This window comes from Vibrio minamisatsumaniensis (assembly GCF_050337445.1).
Classification (GTDB): Bacteria; Pseudomonadota; Gammaproteobacteria; order Enterobacterales; family Vibrionaceae; genus Vibrio; species Vibrio artabrorum.
Genome location: NZ_JAKJSY010000083.1, coordinates 1 through 18,031 on the forward strand (window position 1 = coordinate 1; position 18,031 = coordinate 18,031).

General features: G+C 42.6%; 17 protein-coding genes and 2 pseudogenes. 9 read left to right on the forward strand and 10 right to left on the reverse strand.

What is annotated here, in order from left to right; translation table 11 throughout:
* Positions 1–288: 288 nt before the first annotated feature.
* Positions 289–2,175, reverse strand: a complete 1,887-nt coding sequence (locus L4B77_RS16510; protein ID WP_429751778.1) for a methyl-accepting chemotaxis protein — start codon at positions 2,173–2,175, stop codon at positions 289–291.
* A gap of 340 nt (positions 2,176–2,515) precedes the next feature.
* On the opposite strand from L4B77_RS16510, the gene L4B77_RS16515 reads away from it, so the two are divergent.
* The 4 genes from L4B77_RS16515 (at position 2,516) to L4B77_RS16530 (ending at position 7,154) form a co-directional block, all read left to right on the forward strand.
* Positions 2,516–3,211, forward strand: a complete 696-nt coding sequence (locus tag L4B77_RS16515) for a VC0807 family protein (RefSeq protein WP_261837442.1) — start codon at positions 2,516–2,518, stop codon at positions 3,209–3,211.
* 559 nt (positions 3,212–3,770) lie between these two features.
* Positions 3,771–3,917: a hypothetical protein gene (locus tag L4B77_RS16520; protein WP_429751780.1), complete on the forward strand. Its 147-nt coding sequence runs from the start codon at positions 3,771–3,773 to the stop codon at positions 3,915–3,917.
* Positions 3,918–4,183: 266 nt separating this feature from the next.
* On the forward strand, positions 4,184–5,086 hold the full coding sequence (locus L4B77_RS16525; RefSeq protein WP_429751782.1) for a VirK/YbjX family protein: 903 nt from the start codon (positions 4,184–4,186) through the stop codon (positions 5,084–5,086).
* A gap of 364 nt (positions 5,087–5,450) precedes the next feature.
* Entirely contained in the window at positions 5,451–7,154 is a 1,704-nt protein-coding gene (locus L4B77_RS16530; protein ID WP_429751784.1) for an FAD-dependent oxidoreductase, read from the forward strand.
* Positions 7,155–7,488: 334 nt separating this feature from the next.
* On the opposite strand, the gene L4B77_RS16535 is transcribed toward L4B77_RS16530, so the two are convergent.
* Positions 7,489–8,370 (reverse strand): LysR substrate-binding domain-containing protein, encoded by an 882-nt coding sequence (locus tag L4B77_RS16535; RefSeq protein ID WP_429751786.1) that lies wholly within the window; start codon positions 8,368–8,370, stop codon positions 7,489–7,491.
* 191 nt (positions 8,371–8,561) lie between these two features.
* Here L4B77_RS16535 and L4B77_RS16540 point away from each other — a divergent pair.
* Together L4B77_RS16540 and L4B77_RS16545 are read left to right on the forward strand one after the other, a co-directional pair.
* Positions 8,562–9,765: pseudogene (locus L4B77_RS16540) on the forward strand (MFS transporter).
* Positions 9,766–10,024: 259 nt separating this feature from the next.
* Positions 10,025–10,228, forward strand: coding sequence for a hypothetical protein (locus L4B77_RS16545; protein ID WP_261837451.1), 204 nt, complete (start codon positions 10,025–10,027; stop codon positions 10,226–10,228).
* A 32-nt stretch (positions 10,229–10,260) separates the two neighbouring features.
* Here L4B77_RS16545 and L4B77_RS16550 read toward each other — a convergent pair whose 3' ends face one another.
* A complete protein-coding gene (locus tag L4B77_RS16550; RefSeq protein ID WP_429751788.1) occupies positions 10,261–11,352 on the reverse strand; it encodes a transporter substrate-binding domain-containing protein in 1,092 nt (363 codons plus the stop codon).
* Between the two features lie 216 nt (positions 11,353–11,568).
* Positions 11,569–12,006 (reverse strand): PaaI family thioesterase, encoded by a 438-nt coding sequence (locus L4B77_RS16555; RefSeq protein WP_429751790.1) that lies wholly within the window; start codon positions 12,004–12,006, stop codon positions 11,569–11,571.
* 34 nt (positions 12,007–12,040) lie between these two features.
* On the opposite strand from L4B77_RS16555, the gene L4B77_RS16560 reads away from it, so the two are divergent.
* Positions 12,041–12,319 carry a DUF134 domain-containing protein gene (locus L4B77_RS16560; protein ID WP_261837453.1) on the forward strand — a complete coding sequence of 93 codons (279 nt, stop codon included), beginning with the start codon at positions 12,041–12,043 and terminating at the stop codon, positions 12,317–12,319.
* A gap of 76 nt (positions 12,320–12,395) precedes the next feature.
* Here L4B77_RS16560 and nqrM read toward each other — a convergent pair whose 3' ends face one another.
* Together nqrM and L4B77_RS16570 are read right to left on the reverse strand one after the other, a co-directional pair.
* On the reverse strand, positions 12,396–12,593 hold the full coding sequence (gene nqrM / locus L4B77_RS16565) for a (Na+)-NQR maturation NqrM (RefSeq protein ID WP_261837454.1): 198 nt from the start codon (positions 12,591–12,593) through the stop codon (positions 12,396–12,398).
* On the reverse strand, positions 12,590–13,036 hold the full coding sequence (locus tag L4B77_RS16570; protein ID WP_429751793.1) for a NifB/NifX family molybdenum-iron cluster-binding protein: 447 nt from the start codon (positions 13,034–13,036) through the stop codon (positions 12,590–12,592). The genes nqrM and L4B77_RS16570 overlap by 4 nt, the downstream gene beginning before the upstream one ends.
* A 497-nt stretch (positions 13,037–13,533) precedes the next feature.
* On the opposite strand from L4B77_RS16570, the gene L4B77_RS16575 reads away from it, so the two are divergent.
* On the forward strand, positions 13,534–14,028 hold the full coding sequence (locus L4B77_RS16575) for a YcxB family protein (protein WP_429751795.1): 495 nt from the start codon (positions 13,534–13,536) through the stop codon (positions 14,026–14,028).
* Between the two features lie 120 nt (positions 14,029–14,148).
* On the opposite strand, the gene L4B77_RS16580 is transcribed toward L4B77_RS16575, so the two are convergent.
* Complete coding sequence (locus L4B77_RS16580; protein ID WP_372066243.1) at positions 14,149–14,835, reverse strand: LrgB family protein; 687 nt, start codon at positions 14,833–14,835, stop codon at positions 14,149–14,151.
* Positions 14,832–15,227 (reverse strand): CidA/LrgA family protein, encoded by a 396-nt coding sequence (locus L4B77_RS16585; protein ID WP_372063278.1) that lies wholly within the window; start codon positions 15,225–15,227, stop codon positions 14,832–14,834. Before L4B77_RS16585 ends, L4B77_RS16580 begins: the two co-directional genes overlap by 4 nt.
* 112 nt (positions 15,228–15,339) lie before the next feature.
* Between L4B77_RS16585 and L4B77_RS16590 the strand changes: the two genes are divergently transcribed.
* Entirely contained in the window at positions 15,340–16,221 is an 882-nt protein-coding gene (locus L4B77_RS16590) for a LysR substrate-binding domain-containing protein (protein WP_429751797.1), read from the forward strand.
* Between the two features lie 124 nt (positions 16,222–16,345).
* Here L4B77_RS16590 and L4B77_RS16595 read toward each other — a convergent pair whose 3' ends face one another.
* Together L4B77_RS16595 and L4B77_RS16600 are read right to left on the reverse strand one after the other, a co-directional pair.
* On the reverse strand, positions 16,346–16,975 hold the full coding sequence (locus tag L4B77_RS16595) for a YagU family protein (RefSeq protein ID WP_261837459.1): 630 nt from the start codon (positions 16,973–16,975) through the stop codon (positions 16,346–16,348).
* Positions 16,976–17,370: 395 nt separating this feature from the next.
* Positions 17,371–17,436, reverse strand: a pseudogene (locus L4B77_RS16600) (cytosolic protein); the annotation flags it as partial.
* Positions 17,437–18,031: the final 595 nt, after the last annotated feature.

Sequence of the window (18,031 nt, forward strand, 5' to 3'; positions counted from 1 at the left end):
CTTTAATTCTATATCTAATAAAATCAGTCACTTGATTTGATGTCAAACTCAACAGAGGTTACTTAACCACCAGCACAAGCAAGCATCTCCGTCTCATTTTAGTATTTAGTTCTAATGAAAAGCTAACCGTCAGCGACACCGAAACCACGCATTGTCTCGTGACTATCKCAACTAAGGTTTGTGTATACACTCCTCTTATTAAGAGGATACAAAAAAGCGACGTAATTTACGTCGCTTTGGGTGTTGCTAGCCACTAACTCGCCGATCAAACATCAACGAACAATGCCTTTAAGCAAGCTTAAACGTTGCAACTTTGTCACTCAGACCTGCCGCTTGGTTCTTAAGCTCATTCGACTCAGTTAGGCTTTCTTGTGACCCGGCCACCAACTGATCAGTCACATCTTTGATCGATGTAATGTTTTGAGTAATTTCACCCGTCACATGAGTTTGCTCTTCAGCTGCGGTAGCGATTTGTGTCGCCATATCGCTGATCAATGCAACCGCGGTATTGATCTCTTCTAATGCGTGTGAAGCTCGGTCTGCATCTTCTACGGAATGCACAGCAAGCTTAGAGCTAGTTTCCATGAGTTCAACCGCTTGACCCGTTGTTTTCTGCAGAATATCAATCGTCGACTTAATCTCCTCAGTTGAGGAGTGAGTACGCTGAGAAAGAACGCGAACCTCATCGGCTACGACGGCGAAGCCACGTCCTTGTTCACCCGCACGAGCCGCTTCTATTGCAGCATTAAGAGCAAGTAAGTTCGTCTGTTCAGCAATACCTTGAATCGTCGCTAACACTGTTGAGATCTCTTGAGCGTGTTTATTCAGTTCACTGATTACTTTACCCGCTTCATTCACTTCATTTGCTAGGTTATTGATCGAACCTTTTGTATCGACAACTAACGCATGACCGCTATTGGTACTCGACGCGGAATCTTGCGCTGCCTTTGCCGTTTGCTCGGCATGGGATGCGATTTCTTGCGTTGCACAGGCCATTTCAGTGACAGCTGTCGCGACCATCGTGATTTCTTGCTGCTGATGGTTAAGTTCATCAACAGAGCGGTTCGCACGCTGAGTCGTTTGCTCTGATTGGCTATTTAACTGTTCAGACTGACCACGAATATGACTAATCAATTGCTGTAAGCTGTCAACAAACGTATTGAAGTTATGCGCTAGCTCCCCTACTTCATCTTGGTTTTCAACACGAATACGTTGAGTTAGGTCACCACTGCCATTGGCAATTTGAGCCAACGCTTTTGAAACATGATTAAGCGGGCGGAATAGCATAGTACACAACAGGTTAAACAGCACGATACAGACAAGTACAACAAGTAACGTCACTAACACTTGGCCGGCTACCGCATCAAATAACGGTGCTACCAAAGAGTCATGATTGACCACGCTTACCGAAATTAGATTCGTTCCCTTTATCGCGTTCGCATAAAGAATATAGTCATCACCATTTAACTCGATGGTTCTCTCTGTTTTGCTCGCGAGCGCCTTTTGAACATCAGCAAAATCTAGCCCTAAAGAGCTAATATTCTTATTCAATAACTTAGTATCTGGATGCGTGTAAACGGTGCCTTTATTGGTCGCGATAAACATATAGCCTTCACCAGGAAGAACCACTTTTGTCAGGCTATCAATAATGTCGGTAATCTCGACATCCGCACCCAAAACAACTTGCTCACCATGCAACTGCATTGCGCTACCTAGTGAAACAACATTCGCCCCAGTCGCCGCAGCAACCGTTGGGTTATCCATGAACACTTTACTTGGATTCGCTACGGCATTGGTGTACCAACCCCATTGTCGAGGGTCATCATTACCCGGTGGTAACACGACGCCATTTGCGTTTTGCTGAGAACCATCAGCAAATGCTAAGAACACATTATCAAAAGAGGCAGAATCACGAACTTGTTTAAGGTGAGTCACTAAACTCTCTTGCTTTAATTCCTGCGGAAGCGATGTCAGCGCGCGCTCTTTAGATAATATCCAGTCCGCTACGTATTGATTGTAAGAAGCAGACGTGCCTTCTAAGCGTTGTGCAACATCAGTATCAAGGCGTTCCAATGATGAACGAAAAGAAAGAGCTTCGACCAAAATCCCCCCGAGGATGATGGCTATACTAGCTGATATCGCCAGCTTATTTTTAAGCGAGAGTTTCTTTAACATGAGGAAACCTATAATTGAGAAGTAATGACCATGGCATAACGATTTCGTTGCCAATATGACTGAACGTTGTATATATTTTATGTTTTAAAAGAAATGAATAAACTAGTCAACCCGTTGTATTATCAATATCTGTGTTCAGAACACGTACAACCGTTCATTCATCGATCACATTGCCATACTAAATCGGTAAACGAACGCTTAAATCGGGCATGATATATATTCAAAGATGTCGTTAGTGTCACATGTCGTTACACAGCACGATACCTTAAGGCTTTACATCTTGGGCGAGGTAAACAACAATCCCTGAGAATAAACCCATAACACAATGTATTTAGAAATTATGAGTAATACAGAACAAAAAAAATCGAGTCCTCTTTTCGAAATCATTTTTAACGTCTTTCTCCCTTCATTTATCTTAATGAAATTCAGCGGAGAAGAGCATCTCGGGACAGGATTAGCACTGCTTGTCGCCCTTGCCTTCCCTATAGCTTACGGTGGCATGGAGTTAATACGCAACAAGAAGTTCAACTTCATCGCAGCGCTTGGCTTTGTGAGTGTGTTATTGACGGGCGGGATTGGCTTCTTCGAGTTAGATACGCGTTGGTTAGCTCTAAAAGAAGCATTAATACCTGGCCTAATTGGCTTAGCGGTTCTTGGCTCAACCTTCACTCGCTACCCGTTTATCCAAAAAGTTATCTTCACCCCCGCTCTGTTAAACATCTCTCTTATTGAAGAGCGCTTAAGAGAGTTCGGTAACCAAGCAAAATTTGATCGTTGCTTAATGACTTCAAACTATTTATTCGCGAGTACTTTTGCGTTCTCTTCTGCGATGAACTACTTCCTCGCGACTTGGATCGTAACAAGCCCTGCTGGCACCGCGGCCTTCAATGAAGAACTTGGTAAATTGACGCTTTACAGCTATCCGGCAATCGCTATCCCAAGCATGTTGATGATGCTCGGCATTTTCTACTATATTTGGCGTCAAGTCCGCGCGATGACATCACTAGAAACAGAGAAAATATTCATCACGAGATAACACTCTACCTACGCATCTCCCATTACCATCAAGCCCAGTTCAATACTGGGCTTTTTTGCTTCAACTTTCTCGTTAAATCAAGCGATGAAATACCAACTTATCATTGGTGATACCAATAGACTCAATCATTCAAATTATCGCTCTCATGTTCTCAGAAATAACCCACCTCAAAATAACCAATAGCTAAAGAATTGCATTCGGTTATAATAACTGGTGAGTTCACGCTCAATTTTGTTGATTAATTGACAAAGTTTTATCCAGATATTAACACTATTTCAGCTCTTATTGATAAGATGAAACACGCTCGGACGTGAAGCAAGCACTATCTGCGACTGTTGAGGGTGTTTTTTCGATTTAGCAAAGAGGCATGAGGCCGCTATCCTTGGGTTTAGCCACTTCAAAAGTAAATTCCCGTGCTGATCGTACTGACCATCACCCAAGAACTGGAGAAAAAATTCAAGTTTCAACATTATAAACACCCGCGTTTATAAAGCACTAAAAGTGTCATGTAACACATCGTGCAATGACGAACTCAACGTAGAATCCAAGGAAGATTACAATGTCTATAACGAAAACAAAAACTTCAGCTAGCCGCAGTAAAAAAGCGGTTAAGCCTACGAAAACACAGGTCGAAGCGCCTAAGACTCGTCAACGTATTGAAGAGATCCTTGAACAGCGCGAATTGGCCAAACTGTTAGAGTTATAGTTTGTTATCGTTCGAATGCCACTACACCCTGTAGTGGCATTTTCGATTTGGAAATCAAACTTTGGCAGAAATTTCACCCACCACCTTTCAATCAAACGTCATTCCAGCTTAAACGTAAGTAACGGACTTGCGTACATACCCGTACATACCCATACACAACTAAATTACGCTTTTCGCTATCATCAGCAGCACTAATATTGATGAAATAGAAGAAGCGATTCGAGGCATATATCTGCCCGTATAACGCTTCTTGTTTTGAGGTGATTATGAATGTACTTCGTATGGGAATTGATGCGAATAGCCACAAGAATACCGGCAAATACAAAGCAATAGCTCGATTTACTATTCGTGCGTTGTTTTATTATTCAGAAACAAAAAAAATGAGTGAGAACTTCAGTTCTAGTGAGAGAAAACTTTTATTTAAAAAACAGCCTAACTTTCTGTCTAAATTTATCACCCCTTATTTGTGTGTCGATTTTAAAATAAATAAAAAAATCGAGATAATATCAAAGCATTATGATTGGTTTGAAGACAAGTTCACCAAAGTCGCTCGCCTTCAAATAATTAATGAGACACTCAATCTTTTAACGTTAGAGATAAATGAAGACACCTATTTATTGAATCTGAGTTTCGAGCGAAATGCGAGAAAAGAAGGTGAGCTGACCCTTTCCCTAACTGACGCGATGTTGAATAAGATGTACACCATCTCATTTACTGTGTTTAACAATGATATCTATATTGGTGGGGTGCAAGGAGCAGCCAATGACAATGGTTTCAGCCGAACATTCACAAAGGCCTTTTATGGGTTGAGACCAAAATCATTCATGGTTGAAAGTCTGCGATTGCTCGCCTCTAGCTTGAGCATCAACCATATTTACGCAGTTAACGAATCTGGACATATATACAATGCTTTGCGCTATGGTAAGAAAGCAAAAACAATCAGTCTTCGTTATAATGAATTGTGGGAAGAGCACGAGGGACAACAACATACCAAATGTTTCTATATTCTCCCCCTCAAGTCCACAAGAAAAGATCTTGAACCACTTAAGCGCCAGAAACGAAAATTGTATCGTGAACGCTATGCTTGGTTGGATCAATACGAGCAAAATCTACATATCGCGATCAGTCGTCACATCAATGCCTCTTTTGATTTAGCGAAAGCGTGCTAATTACGCGAGCGCGTGCTGACGAATTATGCCCAAAGATTTAACACTCAACACAAGATAACCTCTGCGATTCAAACCGACGCCCTCGCCTATCAAAATGCCTCTCCATCGAGGCATTTTCGACATTCAGCACTGCACTTTGACTCATTTTGTTGCAACAACGGACCTTCCAATCAAAAACACAACCAAAATCACAACCGTGCTGATCCATACAATTAATATTAGACAAAGCTAATATTCAACTTTATAATCAATGGGTACTTTAGAAACCACTTAATGGTCGGCGACTAGACAGCAACAACACAAGATAAAGCTCTATGCTCGGCAATGGGTATCGTTAAACTTAGAGACAACAATAGGTAAACAAATGACTAAAATTGTAATCATCGGAGGCGTAGCTGGAGGTGCATCAACGGCTGCACGTGCACGCCGCCTTAGCGAAAATGCAGACATCATCATGTTCGAACGAGGTCCCTTTGTTTCTTTTGCCAACTGCGGATTGCCGTATCATATTGGTGGTGATATTCAGGATAGAAGTAAGCTCCTCCTGCAAACGCCAGAAAGCTTCTTAGCTCGCTTTAACGTTGATGTTCGTGTTATGAACGAAGTCATATCTATCGACCGACACAATAAGCAGGTTATGGTTAAGAACCTACTGGATAATAGTGAGTATACGGAAAGCTACGACTTCTTGCTCCTTAGCCCTGGCGCAGGCCCTATCGTTCCGCCAATTCCTGGTATCGATAACCCGCTGACGCACTCGCTGCGTAACATTCCTGATATGGATCGCATCATTCAAACCATCCAGATGAACAAGCCAGAACACGCAACCGTTGTTGGCGGCGGATTTATTGGCCTAGAAATGATGGAAGCCTTCCATCAGTTGGGAATTAAAACCACGCTTATTGAGATGGCTGACCAAGTGATGACCCCTGTTGACCGAGAAATGGCGGGGTTTGCTCACGCTGAAATTCGCGAGAAAGGCATTGACCTTAAACTAGGCGTTGCGCTTCAAGCGGTTGAGTACGTTCCGAACGAACATATTGCCAACATTGGCTCTGGTGAAGATACCGAACACCAGCATATTGAAGGTGAGTTAAATCTGACTCTCAACAATGGCGAGTCGTTAACCACCGACATCTTAATCATGGCTATCGGTGTACGTCCTGAGACTAAGTTAGCAAAAGAAGCAGGACTACAAATTGGTGCTCTAGGTGGTATTTACACCAATGAAATGATGCAGACGAGCGATCCTAGTATCTACGCCGTCGGTGATGCAGTGGAAGAAAAAGACTTTGTCACAGGTGCACAAACTCTGGTTCCGCTTGCTGGCCCTGCCAACCGTCAAGGTCGTATGGCAGCCGACAACATGTTCGGACGCAATGAAACCTATCAAGGTACACAAGGCACCGCTATCTGTAAGATCTTCGACCTAGCCGTAGCCTCAACGGGTAAGAACGAGAAGCAACTTAAACGTGATGGTATAAACTATGAAAAGGTCTACGTTCATACCGCAAGCCACGCGAGCTACTACCCTGGCGCTGAGATTGTCTCGTTCAAAATGTTGTTCGATCCAAAAACAGGCAAGATCTTTGGGGCGCAAGCAGTGGGTAAAGATGGCGTCGATAAGCGAATTGATGTAATGGCGGTAGCCCAACGCGCGGGCATGACCGTCGAGCAACTTCAACACCTAGAACTGACCTACGCGCCGCCATATGGCAGTGCCAAAGATGTGATCAACCAAGCGGCCTTTGTAGCAAACAACATCATCAAGGGCGACTCAACTCCGATTCACTTTGATGAAATGGACTCTTTGACTGACGAGCAAGTGCTGCTTGATGTACGTAACCCTGGCGAGCTTGAAAATGTTGGCTTTATCAAAGATGCCATTAACATCCCTGTCGACCAACTGCGTCAACGAATGAACGAACTGCCAAAAGACAAAGAGATTGTGATTTATTGTCAAGTTGGCTTACGTGGCAACGTGGCATACCGTCAGTTAGTCAACCACGGCTTCAAAGCCCGTAACCTGATTGGCGGATACCGCACTTACAAGTTCGCGACGGCTTAATCCAAGTTAACCACTCGCCTTTGTATCTTTGGAGCACTTAACGTGCTCCTTTTTTTTGTTATCACTATGTAAGTGGTCAATGAAAGGTTGAAAAAGTGATTTAGACAAAGTCATTCCTCTTAATGTCTTGAGAGGGATACTAACAAATCCGCTGTATTACATTGATAACAACAAAGACCAATAATATTTGTTAAAATTGCAACAGTCTAAACATGATCCCGTCATGGTCTGGTTAGATGTCGATGTATCATCGACTTTTATAGGTCTCTGTTTTGTCCAAGATGTTCGAAGAAATAGGCCAAGCGAGGTAAGAAGTTACCTCGCTTTGAACGAACTACAGATCCAGATTCGGCTGAATAAAATCAATGAAAGCAGAGATCCTCTTGGCAACGGAGGAGGACTTATAGTAAACCGCATTAATTTGCTCTCGGCCAGAATGACTGATTTTTTCGCCTTCTAATAATGGAATTAATCGCCCTTCGGCAATGTCTTTCTTGACCATGAAACCGGATAGACAGGCGATACCATTTCCCATCAAAGCAAGCTGTCTCACCGTTTCACCGTTACTTGAGGTCAGTGTTGGTATCAGCCCGGAGAATCCTTTCAGAGGCCATTCATTAAGTGTTTTTGGTGTTGAAAACCCGATGGTATCGTGATGTTCCAAATCACGACTTTTACTCGGAAAGCCACGCTTTGCTAAATAATCAGGTGAAGCCACAATGTAAAGTAAACTTCTGCCCAGAGGCTTCGCATGTAATGTTGAGTCACTCAAAGCACCGATACGAATAGCGATATCGGTTTTCTTTTCTAGTAAATCAACAAAACCTTCATTAGAGGTCAACTCCAACTCAATATCAGGATAGGCTTGATTAAATGGCTGAACGAGTGGGACTAACTGATGAAACACAAACGGACTAGCGGCATCAACACGCAGCCGCCCTTTGGGTAATTCTCCACGGGATATGAGCTCATCTTCCGCTTGCTGTAGCTGCATCAACCCTATTCGCACCGAATCAACGAATTGCCGCCCCTCATCCGTTAATTCAATCCGTCTTGTGGTTCGGTTTAATATTGTCACGCCAAGTTGGCTCTCAACCTTACTCACCGCTCGCGATACCCGCGCCACCTGTATATCTAAACTCTCTGCTGCCGCTGTAAATCCGCCGGTATCGACCACGGTAAGCAGAATTTCTAAATCATCCGATTTTGTACGCATAACGCCTTACCATCTTTCTATCCGCTCACGTTTAATTATTGCATTTATAACAAATATCATTTGTTAAATAACCTATTTTTTGCAAAGTAATTTTCACGCAGAATACTCTCAACAAATCACGACACAGCAACACCTTGATAAGCACATTCGCTGCTGTGTCGTTGAACCTAACAAACAAGAGAGTAAATGATATGCCATTAGCACTTCTCGCATTGACGCTCAGCGCCTTTGCTATCGGAACAACAGAGTTTGTGATCGTGGGGCTACTCCCAACCATGGCTTCCGACTTAAATGTCTCACTACCATCAGCAGGACTGTTGGTCAGCCTTTATGCATTGGGTGTTGCGATTGGCGCACCTGTTTTAACCGCACTAACTGGAAAATGGAAGCAAACATGTCCTGTTGAGTATCATGGCGCTGTTTGTCGCTGGCAACTTATTGGCATGGCAAGCACCCGGTTACAACACCCTGATTATCGCTCGTATTTTGACTGGTTTAGCTCATGGTGTGTTTTTCTCCATAGGTTCAACCATTGCGACAGGACTGGTCGCCAAAGAAAAAGCCGCCAGTGCGATTGCGATTATGTTCACAGGATTAACCGTTGCGCTAGTGACCGGCGTGCCACTCGGCACTTACATCGGTCAAACCTTTGGTTGGCAATCGACTTTTCTGATTGTGGCGCTGTTGGGACTGATTGCGTTGATCGGTAGTGCTTTCTTAGTGCCAAGCAACCTGAAACAACCCGCCGCAGCTAAACTATCATCACAGTTAAAAGTGTTAACCCAACCAAGGCTACTACTGGTTTATGCGATCACGGCACTGGGCTACGGTGGTACATTTACCGCTTTCACTTTCCTTGCGCCAATTTTGCAACAAGAAACAGGATTTAGCGCGAATGCCATTAGCCTAATCATGCTGGTATACGGTGTATCTGTTGCGATTGGTAATATTTTAGGTGGCAAAATGGCTGACAAAATGGGGCCAATTAAAGCGCTGACGATTATTTTTGCAGGACTCGCGACAGTATTAGTGGTATTTAACTTTACGGCTGTGAATCCTATAGCAGCGGTGGCGACCATCTTAGTTTGGGGGGCTTTTGCATTCGGGAATGTTCCTGGCTTGCAAGTTTATGTAGTGAAGCTCGCTGAAAAATACACCCCTGATGCTGTTGATGTGGCATCGGGTCTAAACATTGCGGCGTTTAACGTTGGTATTGCTCTTGGTTCTTGGGGTGGCGGTATGATTGTGTCTGAAATGGGATTGATGCATACCCCTTAGATTGGTGCCGTAGTCGTACTTGTTGCGCTGGCTCTAACTCGAATGAGTGGACGCTTTGATAAACGTGCAGAAAGTCAGTGTTTAAAACAAACTGTACTGGTAAAAGAAGCCTCATAATTTCTATTCGAAACGGGTCAATACTCGACATTGACCCGTTCATTCTTACCTCGAATCCATTTAGCTACTGCACTAATCAGAGTAAACCACTTTCAAAAACGAAACTTTAGCTTACTGGCTTAAAGAGAATATCGCGTTGACGAGCACGTTCGAGAAGCGCATGCTTTTCCTTCCGAGCAGAATCCCTCCTGGCGACACGATTAAAGTAAGCGACCATGAATTCGTTCTGTAAAATACAACTCATTGAAAGGCCAATCGTATGAATAAAGTTATCATCTTTGTAATGGGGCTGTTTTTTACCAGTCGATTATTTGCGAGTATTGTGCCGCACGTTAATAAACTAGAACATGACGCTCCCATTCTCATTCGCTCCGCATTGATTGTTGGTGTGGCTGCTTATGTAATTTGGACTGTCATCAAATACTTTAAAAAGAACAAGGCTACGGATTCCGATCAGCTCTAGGGACGGGCTTTTGAATAAGCCTCTCATTTCGATTACTGATCAGCGAAATAATCGGCCAATATTTTACGCCACTTTCGTGACTCACGAATCTTCAACAGTGCGCGGTTAATCTCTTCTTCGTACTCGTTATTTTCAGTGATAATAAAGCCATAGTTCTGCTTTTCTAGCTGATACGGCAGTACCTCCAGATCTTCAAACTGCCCGCTTATTCTGCCATTACCAATCATATATTTGAGCACCACATCATCAGCAACAATCGCTTCTACTTCACCATCTTCTAAAGCCGCTAGAAGCCTTGGCATATCGACATAACTCTTGTGTCGAATACCAAAGCTTGTGAGCATCAAAGAAGACGTCGTTGCAACTTTTGCGCCTACCTCCACATCCGCAAGATCCTTGATGCCTTCAATATGGGATGAGCCTTGGCTGAGAGTCAGTTTGCTGGCTAATACAGCGGTTATACTGGCAATGAAAAGCATACTAAACACACCAATGAACACCGTAGCAATTCGTCCAGTTAAACTATTAAACTCAAAGTAATTAAATGGGCCGCGTGTGATGAAAAGTAAACCCATAATAAAGCTTTCCAGCCAACGTCCCGTTCGGCTTTTCATCGAGTAGAGTTTTTCATTCTTACCATGCTCCAATAGATAGAAAAACGCGCCTATTACGCCAGAGATAAAGACGACGGCACCAATGATCAGCCACAGCGCGGGATTGAAAAAAATGGCATGTAAGGTTTGAAGATAGCCTTGTTTTTTAACTGCAATGGCGAGGTGAGTTTCATAAAACGAATGAGAAAAGTCAGCAAACAGTTCTCGCTCTGGAGTGATTGAAATGCAAGACACTCCGACGTCGATCTGCTCGGCTTCAATCGAATTGAGTAAGTCATCTAAGCGGTGAGTCTCGAGCGTGTACTCAATGTTCATCTCTTTGGCGATTTGCCCCCACAGCTCGACACTCAGGCCACTCCACTCGCCTTCCATAGAGCTGATGACAAAAGGAGGACATGGATAAACACCGACTTTAAGCGGGGCGGAAGAAGCATCGCTACTGAAGAGTGGAAAAAGTAAAAGGATTGATAGAAAACAATATTGGAATGTCGATTTGAAGAATTTTGGCATCAGCAGCCCTCCGGAAAAAGGCAGAGATGAATTGAGTACGGAAAAACTCCCTCAAACGAACGGGGTCAAGCGTTCTCTGGCGCTAAAAGGTGGATAAGAAACTCAATACTGCCCTACTCGTTTTATTCGTAATTATATTAACTATAGAAAASCTCTATTTATTGTGCAAAACAGCGGAATCAACAAACTAGCACCACCTAGGCTACCGCTCGATAGCTAGGGTGATGACATAAACTGGCTTTGTGCCGACGAACATAACTTTCCGTACTGCGTAATTTGGCTTTCTAGGAAGTAGATATTACGTTTCGTTTTGACCCATTGAGCGCAAACTTCCAGTTCTTGACCAATCAAAATCGGATGATGAAAACGAGACGTTAAACTCACCGTCATCGCCTTGATACTGTTCTGAAATAAGCAATGCAGCATCGCACTGTCATGTAATGCGGTAACAATGCCACCCTGCATGATGCCATCGTAGCCCTCGGCTTTATCTGTTGGTACAATCTTGGTGCTGGTTTTATATTTAGCTACTGCCTCATGCTTAGTTAAAGTCTCATGCTCGGCAACCGCTTCAAAACGAATGGGACTGCCTGTGAATAAACCTTGGCTGCACACTTGGCAACGCCGATGATTGTGTGGAATGAAAACCTTCATACTTACCTTTACCCTTAGATTCCTAGAGATTGATATGGCTCGACCAAAAAAACATCGCCAGTTATGCACCCGTGCGGCTTACTCTTGTTTTAAGCCTAATGGTGTTCCTATGGACGAGCTTCACCAAGAAGAACTGCTATTGGAAGAGCTCGAAGCCTTACGCTTGGCTGATCAAGAAGGCCTAAGCCAACTTGAAGCGGCTGAACAAATGCAGGTGTCTCGCCAAACATTTGGCAATATCATCAAGCGTGCTCGAACTAAAGTCGCCAAGTGCATCGTCAACGGCCACGCATTGGTGATTCAAAGCCGTTAATTCACGTGTTCGCCCGACGTTATTTAACTCAGCGAGCGTGAGTTCTTGATGCTTAGATTGATACTGAGTTCGATACTTAGCTTGATGGCTCTGTAATCTGATACAACTTTCGGCTTTGCCCTTCACACAAGTCCTTGCAATTGCATTCACGCTCAATATTTAACTGCGCCAGTCCGCCACAGCTGCCTTTGATTGGCTTGTGCGAAAAAATCACGCCTATCGCCATCAGTGTAACGACTCCGACAAATCCCAATAGCGTCAACAAGAAAGTCATTTTCGAAAACCTCGAATAGCGCCTAGCTGATTAGGCTGTGGCATTAGAATCGAAGTTTGTTTTTTGTGCCCTTTCTCGCCGCACGTTTTATTGCCACACCCGCTGTTTCGCGGCTCGCGGCCATAATCGAGATCGGTCACTTCGCGTAGATTGTCGAAATCCAAAGTCCCGATTTCTGCCTTACCTGTCGATGCCAAGACTCGAATATCGTTATTAAACAAATACGCCAACATCTTCTTCCCGATGTGACGAACCACCACAGCCTCTACATCGTAAGAACGGAGAACAGAGATCCATTGCTTCTTTTTATTACAAGAAGTGTCGGACTCAACCAAAGGAACAATCTGCTTTATTTGTCGTTGTTGATCGACAATCGCGATCTCAGGAGAACGAGCAAAATGGTTGCCGACATGAAGGTCGCGGCAAGGTACTGCGTATAACATAGTAACGTCCTGTTATTGATGATCAGGAGTTCAGCATACGCCTCATTATTGTCATATGCCAATAACCATCTTATGAAAAATAAGATTTACTGGATCGAGAGATAAGATCAAAAACCACCAAACTGACCATAATGTCCAACCAATCTCACCTGTCTTCTCAATAACCACATAGACTAACGGATAGTTTTTTAGCATCGATATAGTCTGTTGACACAAGCCAAGGTCAGACACCATAAAAAAGCTGGGTTCACTCGTTCCGCATACATCAAAATCTCGCAATCACGAAACCTTCATTTCAGTCACCATTTAATCTCAATTCAGGTAACAAGTGGACTACGCTAAGAGCAAACCCCGTTAGTATTATTGGTTTACAAAAGAGCATCAAAACCGCTAAAGAAAAGCGCTGAGAAGCGATACAATGCTCAAGTTGCGAGATCGCAGCATGGAATACCCATTCACAGAAAGCTCACTCACAGAAAAGATTAAAGTAATCACCTATGACTAAAGATTTCGATTTCACCACTGAGTACACCCTCGACAAGCCTTTTTTTGCTGAGTGTTATGATCAAACTAGCCTGCCAGCGCCATTTCCAAAACCTTACCTAAAAGGCCTATTTTTTCTTGTTTTTGGTGTGGTTTTATTAAAGTTAGAGCTGTTACCTAGCGGATATGTTGGTTGGTTCTTTATTGTTTTGAGTGTGATTGAAGCACTCAGTGTTTACTTTAAGAGAAGCTGGTGGTTGTGGCGACAAACAACCAGTACAAGCTTTGGTAGCAAGGTGGGATTTCAGGTGGACTCTAGCGGAGTGAGTTATAAAAATGGTAACAACAGCCGAAATATCACTTGGAATGAGATCGACCAACTTCAACAAACCGATCTAGGCCTTATCTTTCATATGGGTAAACAACGCCAATATGTGAGTCAATCTTGTTTAAGTGATGCAGCAATCGCATTCATTGTCGAACAGCACACCGCATCAAAAACGAACTAACGGCCAGAATGAAAAAGGCCTCGTAAACACGAAGCCTTTTCATCATGGCTAACTAAAAGCATACAACTTCAGTTGAACACAAGCGATAGCTCGAAAACTGGAAACTTATCGGCGTGTTACTTACATAATTAACACAATTAGCGGTGAGATAAGAACAGTAACCACACCTGAAAACAGCATAATCAGGCTTGCAATGGTGCCCGCCTTGGTGTGAATGCCATAAGCAATAGCCGTACCTGAACCATGCGCAGAAGCACCAAGTCCCGCTCCTTTACCGTGTCGAGAACGAATTCGAAATAAGTTCAACATCGTATTGCCGACGACAATACCAAAAACACCGGTCATGACTACGAATATTGAGGTGAGATCCGGTTCACCGCCAATCGCTTTGGAAGCCACTACCGCAAAAGGTGTTGTGATTGAGCGAACGGCTAAACTTTTCTGTAAAAGATCGGATAAGTGGAGCCCTTTACTCAGCAAAATAGTACTGAATAACGCTGTAACAACCGCGACCAAAACCCCAATTGAAATAGACAACCAATGATTTTTCAGAAGTTTTTGGTTTTCATAAACGGGTATCGCAAACGCGACCGTAGCGGGACCTAACATCCAAATTAGCCAATGTGATTCTTCGATATAATCTTGATAGCTAATATTCAGCAGCAACAATGCAGCAACAATCAGCACGGGTACAGAAACTAAAGGGATCAACCAAATTTTGTTAAACCGACGGTACAGTGATTTAGCACTGTAATAACCCAAGACCGTAAAAACTAAACATGAGATAGATAAATAAGTGTGCATTATCGGCGAGCTCTCAGTTTTTTAATCTCGTAACCATAGACGATATCGACCACCAATGCTGTCATAGATAAAACGAACATTGTGCTCAAACCAATCACCAACATAATCTTTAACCCTTGCTGTTGAAAAAGGCTTTGATAATTAACGATGGCAATAACTGCCGGAATAAAAAATAACAGCATCTCCGCAATCAACCAGTTAGAACCAGCTTTAAGCCAGTGCACCTTGACGACCTTAGTCAGCAATAATATCAACAGAAAAAACATTCCAAACACATTCGACGGTAACGGTATATGCAAAGCCGATACAAGCTTGTCGGAAAATAGCCATACAAGGCACAAAAATGACACTTGCGCGATGGTCATGCCAATATGTTTAAAGTTTAGGGGTTTCATTAAAAAAGGGCCATTAAGTCAATTATGATTTAAATTATCAGACATTGAACAACCAACATCAAATGAATAAAATGAACACTAAGTATTCCAAAAGTGAATGTAGAAAATGACCATGAAAGAGCTTCAGTATTTTGTCACTTTGATCCGCAGCAATAGCTTCACAAAGGCTTCAGAGCAACTTTATGTCACTCAACCAACGATCAGCAAAGCGCTTAAATCCTTAGAAACTACTTATGGGCAAGCGCTCATCTATCGTAATGGACGCGACATCGCCTTGACAGAAGCTGGTGAAATTGTTTTTGAATATGCGCAATCAATACTCTTTCAACAGCAAGAACTTGAGGTCCGCCTCAATGATCTTCAACAGCTTAAAAGTGGCAAAATCACTCTAGGAATCCCACCTATGGTGGGGCATTTATACGCTCACCTTATCCAGCGCTTTGCTTTGCAGTACCCTGATATTGAAGTGTCTATCGTAGAAAGCGGTAGTCGTAAGTTGGAGGCGGCCGTACTGGAAGGCAAAATCGACATATCAATAACCATGCTCTACGAGCCAAAACCCAAGTTCAACACATGGGCCATCGGAAGCTATCCGATTTTTGCGGTGCTGCCCAAAACCGAACAATGGCTGAATGTTAAAGAGCTGGACATTGCTGAGCTCCGCCAGTTTACATTTTATCTATATAGCCCTGAATTTATTCTCTCAGAAGCCATCACTGAGATGTGTTTGGCACACGGCTTCTCGCCAAAGATAGGTGTAAGAAGCAGTCAATGGGATTTTCTTGCCGCGATGGTAAAAAGCGGTTTAGGAGTGAGTTTTATGCCTGAACCAATATGTAACAAGCTCAACCCCAACGACTATTGTTTTATTCCCATGAAGCAACATATACGCTGGGAACTGGCGGCAATTTGGAGTAAAGAGCATTATGTATCAAGAGCCTGTCAAGCCATGCTCGACGTGATTCATAGCTCGGAACACAAAGACACCAAGTAAACGCGGTTACATGAAAACTACGAGGCTAGAGGTAGAGGTCGCTAGTWAAAAAAAGCGCCAATGCAAATCATTGGCGCTTTATCTTTATTTTACAAATTGTTATCCATTAGAACACTGGTGTTTACTAACGAAACTTCGCTTCTAGAGGAACTTCTGCGTCTGGTTCGCGAGTCCAACGGTTACGAAGGTCTCTTCGAATAATTTCAATCGACCAGAACCAAATTAGATGCCCAACAATTTCAGAAATCCATTCGTAAGCAGGAAGGTCAAGTAGCGAAGGAGTCAAATTCATTAATGGGAATGTCACCATATGTACAAAGAATTGAGCCAATGCACCGGCTAATAAACCCTGCCATAACTTAAATTTTGGAAAGACTTCAACAACAACACAGTAACCCACACCAAAAACAATAGAGAATAGAATATGAGTAACACCAACCCAGTTGAAAGCGTGTCCCGCAAAAGTGTAAACAACTGAATTTGGATCAGCGATGTGTAACCAATCGCGAAGAAATACATATGGAGGGTTCAAAAAGTTGCGAGAACAATCAATTTGACCGGCCGCGCGAATAAGATGTTCATTAACACAACCCGCCTGCCACATGTCCATCGGGCTACGAGGTGCCAACGGTACTTCAGCTCCCCATTTTACAAATGCAGAAACAACGCCTGTAATCAGACCAATAAGTCCAGCTAATCCATAACGTCTACGTTTAGGATCAGTTTGAACGAAAAACCACTTTAAAAATGCCATCAAGGTTTCACTCTATTATTTAAATAAGGCGTGCAGTATAAATTTAGATTCTTTAATGAAAAGCGCCAAAAATGAGAACTAACATTGAATTTTGACAAAGATAGCTTCACTATTTGCTCTATTTAGTATCTACATTTATCACTTTATCAAACAAGATCTGTATGAAAACCAGCCAAACAAAGTCAAAGAAAACGATTGCTTACCCACAATCCTGCATCTCACTTCGCAATAGATTTTTTTATTAATCATTTGCTCATTTACAAAGCCCACACACAAATTGCTATCCAAAAAAGGGAGAGTGATCGATTCTGTGTCAGAACCTGCACACAAAAAGGCCTCACAATCGCGAGGCCTTAGTTTTTCTATCAAGGGTTAATAGCCCTACTTCACTGGCTTTAATTCATTCGGGTAATGAAGGTTTGCTCGTCATCGACAAAAGCCACGTAGTCGCCGTGATAGATGTTCTGCTAATAACAAAAATTTATCAATATAACATTTTATGTAATAAAAACATTAATTTACCGTATATCACTCAGCAATATTAATTAATAATTTTTTAATCACTAACTATGGTTGATATTAGTGTATTTTTAAGGATGTTATCAATGAGGTCAGGCTGGCTAACAAATTTCTCCCTGTTATCAAATGTGATTGCCCACCCTCTTAGAGTGCGATTGTTCATCCTTATTGAAACGCATTGCTCTGATTATTCACTCTTCCAGTAGAATGTATCAATACCCTCAACGATGATAAATTGGTCTTGCTCTCTAATTTTATGTATGAGATTGAAAAGTGATAGCTAATCTTAGTTCAAAATTCAATATGTACCCTATCAATAAACTAAATTATGCAACAAAGCCCCCAAACCGATTTCCCCCTCTCAACATTTGATGTAAGTACACAAAAATATTCGCAGAGAAAATCACATAATCAGCTTAAATCATTGTCCATACAGGAGTGAGTGAGGGGAGCCTAATCGAAAAATAATTGGCGAATTAGCAAATTTAGATATAATTACGATACTATTTTTATATCTATTTTTTATATAACCGTACT